We start from the raw sequence: 13641 nt of genomic DNA, 5'->3' as shown, positions 1-13641 counted from the left end.
TTTTTTACTCATATTCTTCCCCAGTATTTCTTTGATGTTTCTTCATTATATAAAAAATGTACCCCATAGGTAGACCTTTTTTGAAGTGTCTACTCTATAGGGTACATTTTAATTGGGCTGACCCTTTATTTGTCGCAAAAAACGGTGAAGGTTTTTCTCATGCTTTAGGAAATTATAAAAATCTACATTGTGTAAGTTGAAAAAAATGTGTCGACGTCCAGCTCCAGCGCCCAGCACCTATTGCCCTTTTCGCAACCTTCCTTCGATAAGTCAACGCTGAAATGTGGAATCGGCTCGCAAGTAAGGTTCAGCGACTAAGAGCGCTACGTCTGCATATCTTCGTCGCTGTGACTCTCGTCCTGAGAGCCTCCGACCAGCATAAGACAGCTGTCAGTAGGAAATCCGGTTTTGATTTCCGGAGGAGAGATGCTTATGACCCGAGCTGTAAAAATCATCACTTGGCAGTCATGATTTTTACAAGATATTCGAGGAAGCTTTTCTAAGATGAAAACTGGCTGGCCGATGCAACTAGACAAATTGAATCACTGTCGTTCTTCGTGTTTCCTTTATCTTGGTCGGCGGCCTCCAGTTCATACGGTGCTTTTTAGAGGGCGCCCCGCGCTTTTGTTCTTATACTAAAATCCTTTAAAACGGTTACGCTGGTTAATCAGTGCAAAAAATATCGTAAAAGAAAAGAAAAGAAGCGGAACTGATAGAAGAAGTGGGAAAATATTTAATAGGGCAAGGACATGTAAAAAAGACGCGATCAATATGAATATCAGCAAAAGAAATAATGTAGCCTTTTTCATGATATTCTCCTTTTGGACTTGTATTATTACATTGTATTGGAAGGTGAGTAATATTATTCTAAAATTTCAACAGAAATGTGAAAAGTTTATCAAGCCCTTGCATAGAATGTAAAACATCTGGTATATTATTAATGTGAAGTTGATCACAAGCAAACATATACCCCTTTGTTTGACCGTGAAAAATTTCTCCCATCCCCTTTGTTCGTATGAATAGAGAAAGCCCGCTTATCCCGGCGGGCTTTTTCGTATGTATTTTTAGTTTGCGGAAAAGTCTGAATAAATTGCATGAAAGGCTTGAGAGAGCAATCTCTTTTTCGCCTTTTAATGGACCTGTTTATATTTCCAGAAGACGCCGTGATCAGTAGGAATCTTCTGTACGACATTCCTCTTCGTCAAATTCTTCATTTCACACTCGACAGTTCGTAAGTTCATATTGTAGACAGCTGCAATTTCTTGAGCGGTTGAAACCTGATAAAAGCGGATAAATGACTCAATTGTAGGTAACGGTGCTGGTTCAGGCAAGGACGGCATTATTTCTTTTAAAATCGATATATATATATCATATGAATAAATTCCGGAAACTTTAATTCCTTCGTCGTCCGTGTTCACATTGAAAAATACAAGTGAAGGCACTTCTTGAACATCCATTTCTTTTGCAACTTTCAAGTCAGATTTGAGCGCCTTCTCCGCCGTGTGAGAAGAGATGTCTGCAACAAACTCCTCAATATCCAATTTCACTGCTTCAGCACACTCAATCAGCACATTCATATTGGAAAGGTCCTTATTTTTAAGAAAATAATACTGCTGGAGCTTTCGCAAGAAACGGATACCGCGCTTTTTTCCTTGCAGCTCGGCAGCCTTGATGGCTAATGATGTGTTGTATGGCAAAGATTCATAACGGCAATCGATGCTTGTCTCGGAAGAATAAAATGAGCCCGTCTCACTGGCAACCTTGTTCAATTGCCTATGATGAGTAGCGGAGACATTCGCGATATTGCCGCTCAATATGTGTTTGATACAAATATACTTACCGTATTCTAGTTGCATTCTTTTAAGTATGGGTTCCATTCCCCATGATTCGGGGCATAATGGATGAATAAATGCATAAACTTCAATGGATTGTTTTCCGCCGATGGAGCAATGGTATTCATGCAGCCATTCTGAAAAATTAAAAACTAGTTTGCGAGAACTCAACTTCATTCTCCTTTCTTGACTGTTTGTAAGTATAAAGGAAATAAAATAAAACGTGAATAGCATTTTCTTTATACATAAAATTGACAATCACTCTTTAGTCAAGGATTTCAATGCGAGGTAGGTGTGTTGATCATATGTTCAGCGGTTAATGCCAGGCGGTGGAAGATGTATTCGCGCAGGTCCCCTTGCAGTCCAATCTCGTCCATCGCTTCACTCATGCATTGAAGCCACGCTTTCGCTCGATCTTCTGTAATTTCAAAGGGCAAATGACGCGCTCTCAACATTGGATGGCCATGCTCTGCAGTATATTCTTGCGGGCCGCCTAAATATTGAGTCAAAAATTGTTTTTGCTTGCGGATTGTTTCAGTTAAATCATCCGGAAAGATCGGTTTCAATAACGGGTGCACATGCACCTTAGCATAAAAGGTTTCAACGAGTTTGCTGAGACTTTCTTTGCCAATAAAATCATACGGTGTTTGAGAATTGGTCATATCGTATCTCCTTTTACAACTTATGTAAGTTTTATTGTAGCAACGGAAAAGAAATATCTCAAATATTACATCTTGAAAAACGAAAGAATGGAATAGGTTGGAGGAATAATACTGTATTAAAAAAGCAGTGAACGATGCTGTTTATTGTTCACTGCTCTTAATCAGGCATTATATGTATTCATAACCTTGCTTACATAATTTTGAGTTTCTTTGAATGGCGGGATGCCGTTATACTTCTTCACATTGCCGGGTCCTGCATTGTAAGCTGCTAGTGCGAGTTCAAGGTTTTGATCGTGCTTATCGAGCATTTGGCGTAAATACTTCGTACCGCCCATAATGTTTTCAGCTGGGTCGAATACGTTTTTCACACCAAGATATTTAGCGGTGGAAGGCATTAGCTGCATAAGGCCGGATGCGCCGGCGTGGCTAATGACTGAGTTGTTGAAATTAGATTCCTGCTTTATGACAGATGCAATCAGCTTCTCAGGTACGTTATACGTTTCCGATGCTTGTCGGATGATATCCTCATATTGTTTTGCGGCTCCAGTCAGTGCTGCAGTCTTGTCATAGATGCTTGTTAATGAAGGGTTGCTGTATGAGTTATCGGGCATTAATGAGCCTATGTACAGAGATGCGTCACTGTGTGATGTCATTTGTTTGATGTATGAAGCGGCATCAATCGTCGTATCAGAAGTTGTTGAGTAACTTTCCGTTAAAGAGCTGTTTAACAAATCTTGAAACAAAGAAGAAGTTTGCTCACTTGAACTGCTTCCCGTTAACCCCTGTAATGCTTGAAGCTCAATCAATGTTTTTATATCTTGAATGCGCATAATTTCCCCATCCTTAGTCGCTTACTTATATTTTGCCGTATAAAATCTCTTAATTTTATTATCGGTTTGTCGCACGGGGATGTTCAATGTTTTTAATAGTTCTAAAAATATTTTTTGTCCTGCTGAAAAATCGGACACCTCGTATTCCAATTCATAATCCTCTTTGTTTAAATACATGCTGTGGTCGATTACTAACAATCCGCCTTCATATTCAGTTTCAGCGCGGTGTGTTCTTAAAGAGCCGAAGTAAATCACGCTTTCAGGCTCAACTTCAAGCTCCTCGCGAATGATTTTCGCTATCTGACCTTCAGGAATACGGTTGCTGGCAATGATCGCTTTTGCTTCATCTTCGCTCAATGTTTCATTCGTTTCTAACAGACCTTCTTCAGCTGGCTGCTTTAATGTCATTTCATAAGAATTTTTTTTCTTGCGGATACGGAGTGCGCAACCTTTATTCTTTAAGGAAAAATTTTCACTGTCAAAATAATGGTTTTCCTGTAGGATAAAGTCGCTTTCCTTCAGAGAAAAGCTGTCGCAAAGCTTGTCAAACTCAGTTTTAGTTAATAGATTTTTAAATTCAATTTCGATTTCCTGATGCATTTTCTTCTTCCTTTCACTTTCGGGTATATTATGAATCTTACTTCAACCTTATTCATACGTTAAGGGATATGGTAAAATAAATTTGTAAAGAGTTAACTGCGTTATTTTTATAGAGGAATTATTTGATTTGATACATAATATAAAAATGAATATATTTTACATAAATGATGGTAGAAGTTTGAGGCAGGTGTTGTATCGTGAATTGGGATGATTTCTTAGGTCCATATAAGCAAGCGGTAGAAGAATTAAAAGTGAAACTGAAAGGCATGAGATCGCAGTTTGAACGTGAACATGTTCACTCGCCGATTGAGTTTGTGACAGGGCGTGTAAAGCCAATTCCAAGTATTCTTGAGAAGATGGAAACGAAGGGCATTCCGATGGATAAAATCGACGAGATGCAAGATATAGCCGGCTTGAGAATGATGTGCCAATTTGTTGATGACATAAAGTATGTAGTTGATTTATTGAAAAAGAGAAAAGATTTTGAGGTAATTGAAGAAAGAGATTACATATCGAAAGTAAAAATTAGCGGCTATCGCTCTTACCATGTAGTCATAAAATATCCGGTTCAAACAATTCATGGAGAGAAGCAAATTCTTGCAGAAATCCAAATTCGTACTTTGGCAATGAACTTTTGGGCAACAATTGAGCATTCCTTGAATTATAAGTATAAGGGGCAATTTCCGGAAGATATGCGCAAAAGACTGCATAGAGCAGCTGAAGCGGCTTACTGGTTAGATGAAGAGATGTCGAATATTCGCCTGGAAATTCAAGAAGCTCAAAGAGCTTTCTCAAGAAAGAAGGAGTAAATCCTGACAATATACGAATAAATGCGACGTAAAAGGAGAGGTATTCATGCGGGAGGGAACAAAGAAATTTGCTATCACGTCTAAGGGAGACACTGTATCAAACATGCATATGCAGAGAATGAAGACATATCTTCAAGATTTTGATTTGGTCTTGGATGAGGAAAATCCGGATATAGTGGTGTCGGTCGGGGGAGACGGCACATTGTTGTATGCTTTCCATCGCTTTAAACATCGGTTGGATAAGACAGCTTTTGTCGGGGTTCATACCGGTCATCTTGGCTTTTATGCAGATTGGACGCCTGAAGAGATTGAAAAGCTTGTGATTGCGATTGCTAAAACGCCGTATCAAGTGGTCGAATACCCTTTGTTGGAGATCATTGTGCGCTATAAGCATGACGGAAAGCCTTCGAAATACTTAGCATTGAATGAATCGACAGTAAAAGGCGTGGAAAGCACACTCGTTATGAATGTGGAGATTAAAGGGCAACACTTTGAAACATTCAGAGGGGACGGGCTATGCGTATCGACGCCATCTGGCAGTACAGCCTACAATAAGGCGTTAGGGGGAGCGATTATCCATCCTTCTATTAAGGCAATCCAAGTAGCAGAAATGGCTTCCATTAACAATCGTGTATTCCGGACAGTCGGTTCGCCGCTGATTTTGCCGGATCATCACACGTGCATGCTAAAGCCGATCAATCAGGAAGATTTTATTATCACGATTGATCATCTGCAAATTTTACAAAAAGACGTTAAATCAATCCAATATCGAGTAGCCAATGAAAAAATCCGTTTTGCGCGCTTTCGTCAATTTCCGTTCTGGAAAAGGGTGCGCGATTCTTTCATTGCAGAATAAATCGTTAACTATTTCGTTTTTCAGTGACAGTTGATCCCGCTAAGCTGTCTTGTTGCGTTGCTATAATAAGCGGGAGTCATACTGTCCCTAAATACGGGATAATCATCATTAAGAGGTATTTTATGAAAGCATTTGAATTATCCTGGAAAGTGGCAGCTGAACAAGATGGCATGGTCCTTCGCGAGTATTTAAAGGGTCAAAATATTTCTAAGGCAGCGCTTACTGATATTAAGTTTCAGGGCGGAAAAATTGAAGTGAACGGACATGAAGAGACAGTCCGATATATTGTCAAACAAAGAGATAAAGTGACGGTGCAGTTTCCTCCTGAAACATGCAGCGACGGCTTGATTGCTGAGGACGGACCATTAGACATTGTTTATGAAGACGACTATGTGTTAGTTATTAATAAACCCGCATTCATGAGCACAATTCCATCAAGAGAGCATCCAACTGGAAGCGTAGCGAACATCGTCGCCGGTTATTATGAGAAGCAATGCATACCGTCGACAGTTCATGTCGTAACACGCCTTGATCGCGACACATCCGGCATTATGCTGATTGCCAAACATCGTCATGTCCATCATCTGTTGAGCGAACAGCAAAAACGCGGTGACGTAAAACGCACTTACGCCGCTTTAGTACATGGACGAACGGAAGCGAAAGGCAAAATTGAAGAGCCGATCGGCAGGAAGAGCAGCAGCATCATTGAACGCGAAGTTCGCGAAGATGGCCAGTATGCCTGCACATTGTTCGAACGTCTGCAAGTAACTGATGATTTTTCCTATGTGCAGCTGAGGTTGATGACCGGGAGAACGCACCAAATTCGCGTCCACATGGCTTATATCGGTCATCCACTTTTAGGTGATGACTTATATGGAGGCACATTAGAGCGCATCAATAGGCAGGCGCTTCACTGCCGCAGAATTCAGTTTCTGCATCCGATGACCGGAGAGTTGATGGTATTTGAGGCTGATTTGGTTGATGATATGAAGCGGTTGTTGAAATAAGAGAACGAGTATGAAACCATTTGAAAATGGGTTTTGTGCTCGTTTTTTTAGTCGAACGGGAGTGTATAGGTTGCAGCTTTTGTGTTGCCGGTGTGGGGGAGGTTTAAATTGATGAAAATTCTTCTTGCACTATGTCGTGAAGGGATTTTTAAGAAAAAACGCAGCTGTGGGTTATTGATGGTGTTGCCAAAAAGGTAATAATAATCATTCAATGAAGGCAAATATACATCATTATTTTCGTATTTGCATTGTGGGCAAAACCAAGTATATCGCTTCCGATTCATCGGCAAGTGAAAACATTTTGGACAATGAACGCCCGGCGTTAAGTCATCCGCTGATAAATCGAATTTTTGCATGACATTATATTCTTCGTCAGAATGTACTTTCAAGAATTGTCGTCCTAGCTTCTTTAGATCTTTTTGTGAGACCAGTTCATGTTTGTATATTTTTTCGAACTCGGAAATTTTATTGATGAGTCGATCGGGGCGAATTAATTTTAAATTTTTTGACGAAGCATTTTCTTTAATTAGAGTTTGAGAGTTGCTTAAGATTACTAGTGTGCAAATGGGTGGCGGTGTTGCGATATTTGCTTTTTCAATCCATCTGTATAGTTGCTGTTTTTGCCTTTGGACCTGGAGGAATGGGTCGCGGTAAACAGTTTCTTTATCTTGATGAAATTGAATTAGCTGCTGATTGCTTGGGTCATATGTGACGGAACCGGCTATGTTCTTAACTTCAATAATTAGGAAAAACTGCTGGGATAAGAGGAGGATGTCCATTTGGAAAAAGTATTCGTTTTGCAAAGATGGAAGCCGCAGGTCGTGGAAAATAAAATATTGCTCTTGGGGCAGAAAACTTAAAAAGTAATTCAATGATTGCTCGCCGCGATAACCCGCTAGTATTTTGGCGTATTCTTGCTCGATTAATGCTGCTTTAGGGTGATTGGCCTCTAATCTTCGTATTAGTGCTTCTAGTTTTTTAGCTTTCACTGGATACTGTCTTTCTTTCATAATCATTTCTATCACCTCGATTATTGTCGTTATTTATATTATTTTCTGCACTCTAGTTTGGAATCCCTTCTCAGATAAATGAATTTTATAAAACCGGTCTTTTTCACAAAAAACGGAAAAACTTCAAGAAAATCAAAGAATTTAACGAAAAGCCAGCCAATTTTGAGGGGGAAAGCAAGTGGAGCGAACCATTTTAGCTGTATTCAGGCAGTTCCATAGAAAAAATAGCGTCATCGCAGTGGGAATAGCGCGGTGAAAAGAAGGATAGCGTCGTCGCGGAAGAAGATAGCGCGGTGAGAGAAAAAATAGCGTCGTCGCGGAGGAAGATAGCGCGGTGAGAGAAAAAATAGCGTCGTCGCGGAGGAAGATAGCGCGGTGAGAGAAAAAATAGCGTCGTCGCGGGGAAGATAGCGCGGTGAGAGAAAAAATAGCGTCGTCGCAAAGTAGGATAGTGCTGTCGGGCATGGAATAGAGCGGTCGACAGAACAATAGCGTCATCGCAACAAGGAGAACGCCCTCGGGCAGTGAGACGGCGCCACACTTTGGAATAGAGCGGAAGAGCCACAGATAGAGCGCCGTACCCCAGAATAGATCCCCAACCAGGATTGAACATGAAACTCAGGAAGCAGTACCAAACCACAGAACAGAGCACAACTCCCCAAAAAAGCCCAACCGCAGTCAGGCTTATCCGATTTTAATCCAGCTCCAATTCCCGGAATTTCTCTTCTACATACGGCATCGAGGAAGGTACGCTGACGAGTTCCATTTCGGGATAGCGAAGGGCTGTTAATGCGCCACCGAAGACACAACCTGTGTCGATGTTGTAAGTGTTGTTGACAATGTATGGTTGCTTGACAGGTGTGTGCCCGTAAACGATGGTCGCTTTTCCTTTATATTTTTTCGCCCAGTTGCGGCGTACCGGTGAGCCGTCCGGATGTTTTTGGCCGGTAATGTCACCGTACAGCACGAACGTTTTCACTTTTTTGTCGGTGCGGCCGATGAGGTCAGCACGGATGCCAGCGTGGGCGATAACTAAATTTCCGTCGTCCAGAGTAGCATAAAGCGGGTTGTTTTCATACAATTTCCGGAAGGTTGCAGCAATGTGGTTACGCTCTTTTGGAGTAAGTTCATCCAATTCGGCAACGGTTGTTTCCAAGCCATGTGCGACCATAACATTTCGTCCGAGAAAATAGCGGTACAGCTTATCGCAATGGTTGCCCGGAACATAGACTGCCTTTTTTGCTTTCACCAAATCAGCTACAACTTGAATGACAGCAAGCGATTGCGGGCCGCGGTCAGTCAGGTCTCCGACGAACGCTAGTGTCCGGTTCGGATGCAGAGGAAGCCCGGAGCTCCAGTCGTATCCGAGCTGAACCGTTAAAGTTTTGAATTCATCGTAACAGCCATGTATATCACCAATAATATCGTATCGCAATTGCAACAGCTCCTTGCATATTAATTGCCAAAAGTTAAGTGGGTTAACTGTGTTTGATTTTAACATAATATTGTTAGTAGACAAAAATGCCATTTGATTTACAAATTCATAGCGACAATCGGTACTGGTTTTGATAGTATAATTTAGGTACAAAGGTGAGTAAGTTCAGGAGAGGAGGTAAAAAAATGAATGAAATAATTGAAAAAGATACACATATCGATGATGACCTATTAATTTCAGCGTTGCGCGATGATCAGCTTGATTTGTTTCGGCAAGAGTTCATGGAGTTGCATTCGTATGACAAGGCACAGTTTTACTCGAAATTAGAAGGTGATTACCGATCGAGAATATATCAATATTTATCGCCTGAAGAAATGGCGGAAGTATTTGAGAATCTTGAAATTGATGAAGAGAAGTACGCAGAGATCTTGTCGGAAATGAACCCATCCTATGCGGCGGATATGTTAAGCCACATGTCTGCCGATAATGCGGTAGACGTCATGAATGAGATTGATAAAGAACAGGCGGTCTCGTATTTGACGATTATGGATGATGAAGCGGCTGACGAGATTAAAGAACTGCTTCATTATGAAGAATACACAGCCGGAAGTATTATGACGACGGAGCTCATCGCAATCCCGGAAAATCAGACTGTACGCTCGGCGATGCAAATTTTGCGCAAAGAAGCGCCGGATGCCGAAGTGATTTACTATGTGTATGTCATTGATGATGAAAAGCGCCTGACTGGCGTTATCTCGCTTCGTGACTTGATTACAAACGATGATGATACGATGATTTCTGAAATTAAGAGTGATCGTGTCGTTGCAGTTTCAGTTGGCGATGATCAAGAAGAAGTTGCACGAACGATGAAGGATTATGACTTTTTGGCTGTTCCGGTTGTTGATTTTCAAAACCATTTACTTGGTATTATTACAGTCGACGATATTATGGACGTTATGGATGAAGAGGCGTCTGATGACTATTCAAAACTGGCCGGGGTTTCAGATATGGACCGGGTCGACCGCAATCCGTTAATTGCAGCGAAAAAGCGTTTGCCTTGGCTGGTTATTTTATTATTTTTAGGTTTGGTGACAGCGAGTTTGATTTCGCGCTTTGAGTCCGCTTTAGAACAAAAAGCAATTTTAGCGATTTTTATTCCATTGATTGGCGGTATGGCTGGTAATTCCGGGACTCAGGCGCTCGCTGTTGCTGTTCGTGGTCTGGCGACAGGGGATATAGAAGAGCAGAGCAAATGGCGTCTCATTATCCGCGAAGCAGGTACGGGATTTATTACAGGTGCTACTTGCGGTTTGACGATTTTGCTTGTCATTTTTGTATGGCAAGGCGATGTTGTTCTTGGCTTTTTAGTCGGAATGTCGATTATGGCAACGATCATAGTGGCGACATTAGCGGGATCGCTTGTGCCGCTTTTGATGCACCGGTTAAAAATTGACCCGGCAGTAGCATCAGGCCCGTTTATCACAACGATTTCTGATATTATTAGTATTTTAATTTACTTCGGCATGGCTACGATGTTTATGAGCTACTTGCTATGAGAAAAAGGTCACCTTTTGGGTGGCCTTTTTCGATTTTTCTTTTCTTAGTATGTATTTTCATTTATAATAAGTTATAGTAGTAGGTACTAATATCTTGTTTTAAAATAGGAGGAACGTGAGGATGACGCTTTCTTTATCAGGTAAAAAGTTTGTAGTGATGGGTGTTGCGAATAAACGAAGCATTGCTTGGGGGATTGCTCGTTCGCTGCATAATGCAGGGGCAGAGTTGATTTTTACATATGCGGGAGAAAGAATGGAGAAAAGTGTGAAGGAGCTGGCTGAATCGCTTAACGCTTCCTATCCGGTGCTTCCGTGTGATGTGACGAGTGATGAGGACGTTCAAAAATGTTTTGCTTCCATTAAGGAAGCAGCTGGCACGATCCATGGGATTGCGCATTGCATAGCTTTTGCCAATAAAGAAGAATTGTCAGGCGAATATATGAATACAACCCGTGAAGGTTTCTTGCTTGCTCACAATATTAGTTCTTATTCACTGACTGCAATTGCAAAAGAGGCAAGGGGTATAATGACAGAAGGGGGAAGCATCGTGACGCTGACATATTTGGGCGGCGAGCGCGTTGTGTCCAACTATAATGTGATGGGTGTTGCGAAGGCTTCTTTGGATGCGAGTGTTAAATACTTGGCGAGCGACCTTGGGAAAGATGGCATTCGTGTCAATGCGATTTCAGCCGGTCCGATTCGCACCTTGTCCGCTAAAGGCGTCGGAAACTTTAATTCGATTTTGAAGGAAATCGAAGAGCATGCGCCGCTTCGTCGTGTGACAACGACAGAAGAGGTTGGTGATACCGCGCTATTCCTATTCAGCGACTTATCAAGAGGGATTACAGGCGAAATGCTACATGTCGATTCCGGTTATCATATCCTTGCCCGATAAGATAAAACATGGCTCATCACTATATTCGGTGGTGAGCTTTTTTATATTCAACAAATCTGTCCAATAGCATAATTTCTTCATGATTGAATAAGTATCGTTATAGAATATGATTTTTTAAAAGAAGAATATTCATCAGGAGGGAAGTCATGAGTAAGAAAAGCGAGGAAAATGAAAAGAAACCGTACATGTATATTGTCCAGCCGGAAATTTCTCCTCCAGATCCTAATATGCAATCACAATATCGGTCCATTGTTGGTGAAGATGACATAAAAGTAGTGGAAGTGGAGGAAGGCGAAGCAGTTAGCGAGATTCGCATATTGAGCAGCGAAGAGGTTGAGGCTGATGCGGAGAATAATGATGATGAGATGGTAGTCGAAATGTCGACAGCAGTCGTTTCAGAGGAAGTCATCAAAGAAAAACCGAAGAAGAAATCTTTTTCAGAGATGACAAAGGAAGAAATTATGATGTTCTTGGCAAAAATGCCGAGTGTGGTGCCAAGACCGGTATGTATGTTTACAATCAGCGGCGAGAAGGTTCGTGGTCAAGTTGAAAAACAAAAAGGTGATATGTTTTTATTGAGGCTTCAACTTCCGGATGGCAGTGAGCTGCTGCAGGCTAAAATGGAGGATATAGAACATATCGAGGTCGAGAATTTGTAAAAAGAGGCTACTGGGGTTGCAGTAGCCCGATAATTTTTTAGCACGTAATAACTGCCGGTAAACATGCCACTGAAGTAAAGTCTTTTAAATCAACTGTCACAAAAATGCCTGTACGAACAATCTTTTTGCTGTTCTCTAATTTTGTCAGGAATTTATTGAATTCAGAGCAGCATTCTTCGTCAAAGTCGAAGTGGCTTGAGCTGCAGCTTTCATGTTCGCCTGGTCCAAATTCACTTGAGCGGCTGTTTGAGCTGGAGCTTTCATCGCAAGGAAAATGGTTTCTGATTGGGTCTAACAATTCTAAAGTTGCGCAGCATGAGTTTTCGTTCACGTCGTGCACGCGGAATAAGAAGCTTTTAAATATGTTGAATTGACGTTCGTGAGAAGAGTGGTGTCTGGCAGCTCCAACAGCTGAGAAAGGTGTTCCGCAGATTGTTAGAAGCACTGGAATCGTATCGAAGCCTTTAGGTTTAATGCGACCTTTTAGTTCTTCAATGGATCTGCGGCAACCTGTATGGCAGTCGTCTTCGATTTTATCTTGTGCATCCGCTATTGCAAGCAATGTTGAGCAAACGCAATCGTTTGAGTATTTATCACTTCCACAACTCATTCGTATTCCTCCTAATAATTATTTGACATCTGTCACTATCAGAGTATGAAGGTTTCGGCCAAAATGAATGAGTTACATGCCCATTTTTAGTGTATTTGACACATATACGTTGTTTGGAGGAGTGTAATGATTAATCATACCCTAGACTTTATTATATTATCGTTAGCTTGTTTTCGTTTAACAAGATTGATTGTTTATGATAAAATAACTGCTTTTTTACGAAAACCTTTTTTTGATGAGGTAGAAGAAAAGGATAAAAAAACAGGAACATATGACATTTATTATGTTCCGAAACCGTCCGGAATCAGAAAGTGGATCGGTGAACTGTTAAGCTGTTATTGGTGCACAGGAATTTGGAGCGCGACTGCTCTTGTCATTTTTGCATTTTTTTATCCGGTTTGGTATGGCTATGTCGCTATTGTGCTTGCTGTTGCCGGTTTGGCTTCTTTAATTGAAATGGTGGTGCAGCAGCTGATTTATGAATAGCTAGGAACAAGTAGGCAATTGGATGAGGCAAGCTTGTATTATTTTCATATGATACTTTATGGCAGTGTCCGAGTTCATTGTCATTTTCGGTTCCACAAATAAAAAGTGTGGGAGGCAAGAAACTATGATGCAGAAAAAATATGTCATTCATCCTGCTTCTCAGCCGCAAAAGGCCGTTAATCCGTATCCTCCGAACAAACAGAAGCAAGATTGCGGCTGTTCGAAAAAGAAAAAAAAGCATTATTGAATGACTGTTGTATTAAGAGTTGCGATGAGCAGCTCTTTTTTTTAGTGTGCCAGGCATGGCAACTATCTAGGCGGTGAAAGTCCGCTGTGGGGGTACACATCGACTAACCACTAAGGAAGCGCAAGGTACTTATCGTGAGGTAAGGGC

At 41.2% G+C, this 13641-nt stretch carries 15 protein-coding genes; 8 read left to right on the top strand and 7 right to left on the bottom strand.

What is annotated here, in order from left to right:
- Positions 1–1130: 1130 nt before the first annotated feature.
- The 4 genes from IEO70_RS17720 to IEO70_RS17705 all read right to left on the bottom strand — a co-directional run bounded on the left by IEO70_RS17720 (position 1131) and on the right by IEO70_RS17705 (position 3924).
- Entirely contained in the window at positions 1131–2009 is an 879-nt protein-coding gene (locus IEO70_RS17720) for a ClpXP adapter SpxH family protein (RefSeq protein WP_407949667.1), read from the bottom strand.
- A 101-nt stretch (positions 2010–2110) separates the two neighbouring features.
- The gene (locus tag IEO70_RS17715) at positions 2111–2494 is read right to left on the bottom strand and encodes a globin domain-containing protein (RefSeq protein ID WP_190999709.1); all 384 of its coding nucleotides are present in this window, start codon (positions 2492–2494) and stop codon (positions 2111–2113) included.
- A gap of 161 nt (positions 2495–2655) precedes the next feature.
- A complete protein-coding gene (locus tag IEO70_RS17710; RefSeq protein ID WP_190999708.1) occupies positions 2656–3324 on the bottom strand; it encodes a lytic transglycosylase domain-containing protein in 669 nt (222 codons plus the stop codon).
- Positions 3325–3345: 21 nt separating this feature from the next.
- Positions 3346–3924 (bottom strand): CYTH domain-containing protein, encoded by a 579-nt coding sequence (locus tag IEO70_RS17705; RefSeq protein ID WP_190999707.1) that lies wholly within the window; start codon positions 3922–3924, stop codon positions 3346–3348.
- A gap of 194 nt (positions 3925–4118) precedes the next feature.
- Between IEO70_RS17705 and IEO70_RS17700 the strand changes: the two genes are divergently transcribed.
- From IEO70_RS17700 to IEO70_RS17690, 3 genes are all read left to right on the top strand, one after another.
- Complete coding sequence (locus IEO70_RS17700) at positions 4119–4733, top strand: GTP pyrophosphokinase (RefSeq protein ID WP_190999711.1); 615 nt, start codon at positions 4119–4121, stop codon at positions 4731–4733.
- A 46-nt stretch (positions 4734–4779) separates the two neighbouring features.
- On the top strand, positions 4780–5589 hold the full coding sequence (locus tag IEO70_RS17695; RefSeq protein WP_190999706.1) for an NAD kinase: 810 nt from the start codon (positions 4780–4782) through the stop codon (positions 5587–5589).
- 122 nt (positions 5590–5711) lie between these two features.
- A complete protein-coding gene (locus IEO70_RS17690; protein ID WP_190999705.1) occupies positions 5712–6596 on the top strand; it encodes an RluA family pseudouridine synthase in 885 nt (294 codons plus the stop codon).
- 47 nt (positions 6597–6643) lie between these two features.
- Here the strand turns inward: IEO70_RS17690 and IEO70_RS17685 are convergent, their stop codons facing one another.
- Together IEO70_RS17685 and prpE are read right to left on the bottom strand one after the other, a co-directional pair.
- Complete coding sequence (locus IEO70_RS17685) at positions 6644–7612, bottom strand: nuclease-related domain-containing protein (RefSeq protein ID WP_190999704.1); 969 nt, start codon at positions 7610–7612, stop codon at positions 6644–6646.
- 688 nt (positions 7613–8300) lie between these two features.
- Positions 8301–9041 (bottom strand): bis(5'-nucleosyl)-tetraphosphatase PrpE, encoded by a 741-nt coding sequence (gene prpE / locus IEO70_RS17680; protein ID WP_190999703.1) that lies wholly within the window; start codon positions 9039–9041, stop codon positions 8301–8303.
- Between the two features lie 185 nt (positions 9042–9226).
- Here prpE and mgtE point away from each other — a divergent pair, with 185 nt between their 5' ends.
- From mgtE to IEO70_RS17665, 3 genes are all read left to right on the top strand, one after another.
- A complete protein-coding gene (gene mgtE, locus IEO70_RS17675) occupies positions 9227–10597 on the top strand; it encodes a magnesium transporter (protein ID WP_190999702.1) in 1371 nt (456 codons plus the stop codon).
- A gap of 121 nt (positions 10598–10718) precedes the next feature.
- Positions 10719–11492 carry an enoyl-ACP reductase FabI gene (gene fabI / locus IEO70_RS17670; protein WP_190999701.1) on the top strand — a complete coding sequence of 258 codons (774 nt, stop codon included), beginning with the start codon at positions 10719–10721 and terminating at the stop codon, positions 11490–11492.
- A 146-nt stretch (positions 11493–11638) separates the two neighbouring features.
- Positions 11639–12151 (top strand): CotO family spore coat protein, encoded by a 513-nt coding sequence (locus tag IEO70_RS17665; protein ID WP_190999700.1) that lies wholly within the window; start codon positions 11639–11641, stop codon positions 12149–12151.
- A gap of 37 nt (positions 12152–12188) precedes the next feature.
- On the opposite strand, the gene IEO70_RS17660 is transcribed toward IEO70_RS17665, so the two are convergent.
- Positions 12189–12761, bottom strand: coding sequence for a CotY/CotZ family spore coat protein (locus IEO70_RS17660; protein WP_190999699.1), 573 nt, complete (start codon positions 12759–12761; stop codon positions 12189–12191).
- A 126-nt stretch (positions 12762–12887) separates the two neighbouring features.
- Between IEO70_RS17660 and IEO70_RS17655 the strand changes: the two genes are divergently transcribed.
- A complete protein-coding gene (locus IEO70_RS17655) occupies positions 12888–13247 on the top strand; it encodes a DUF1360 domain-containing protein (protein ID WP_190999698.1) in 360 nt (119 codons plus the stop codon).
- Between the two features lie 124 nt (positions 13248–13371).
- Positions 13372–13494, top strand: coding sequence for a hypothetical protein (locus tag IEO70_RS20265; protein ID WP_268938782.1), 123 nt, complete (start codon positions 13372–13374; stop codon positions 13492–13494).
- Positions 13495–13641: the final 147 nt, after the last annotated feature.

It is taken from the genome of Peribacillus faecalis, assembly GCF_014712675.1.
In the GTDB taxonomy this organism is placed as follows: Bacteria; Bacillota; Bacilli; order Bacillales; family DSM-1321; genus Bacillus_AD; species Bacillus_AD faecalis.
The sequence above is the reverse complement of the archived record's forward strand: the minus strand, read 5'-3'. Positions and strand labels throughout refer to the sequence as shown.

Bases quoted from the DNA above. Each gene is read 5' to 3' on its own strand.
- IEO70_RS17685 (WP_190999704.1), bottom strand. From the start codon at position 7,612: ATGATTATGAAAGAAAGACAGTATCCAGTGAAAGCTAAAAAACTAGAA.
- IEO70_RS17665 (WP_190999700.1), top strand. From the start codon at position 11,639: ATGAGTAAGAAAAGCGAGGAAAATGAAAAGAAACCGTACATGTATATT.
- IEO70_RS17715 (WP_190999709.1), bottom strand. From the start codon at position 2,494: ATGACCAATTCTCAAACACCGTATGATTTTATTGGCAAAGAAAGTCTC.
- IEO70_RS17690 (WP_190999705.1), top strand. From the start codon at position 5,712: ATGAAAGCATTTGAATTATCCTGGAAAGTGGCAGCTGAACAAGATGGC.
- IEO70_RS17720 (WP_407949667.1), bottom strand. From the start codon at position 2,009: ATGAAGTTGAGTTCTCGCAAACTAGTTTTTAATTTTTCAGAATGGCTG.
- IEO70_RS20265 (WP_268938782.1), top strand. From the start codon at position 13,372: ATGATGCAGAAAAAATATGTCATTCATCCTGCTTCTCAGCCGCAAAAG.
- IEO70_RS17660 (WP_190999699.1), bottom strand. From the start codon at position 12,761: ATGAGTTGTGGAAGTGATAAATACTCAAACGATTGCGTTTGCTCAACA.
- IEO70_RS17655 (WP_190999698.1), top strand. From the start codon at position 12,888: ATGATTAATCATACCCTAGACTTTATTATATTATCGTTAGCTTGTTTT.
- IEO70_RS17710 (WP_190999708.1), bottom strand. From the start codon at position 3,324: ATGCGCATTCAAGATATAAAAACATTGATTGAGCTTCAAGCATTACAG.
- mgtE (WP_190999702.1), top strand. From the start codon at position 9,227: ATGAATGAAATAATTGAAAAAGATACACATATCGATGATGACCTATTA.
- IEO70_RS17695 (WP_190999706.1), top strand. From the start codon at position 4,780: ATGCGGGAGGGAACAAAGAAATTTGCTATCACGTCTAAGGGAGACACT.
- fabI (WP_190999701.1), top strand. From the start codon at position 10,719: ATGACGCTTTCTTTATCAGGTAAAAAGTTTGTAGTGATGGGTGTTGCG.
- IEO70_RS17705 (WP_190999707.1), bottom strand. From the start codon at position 3,924: ATGCATCAGGAAATCGAAATTGAATTTAAAAATCTATTAACTAAAACT.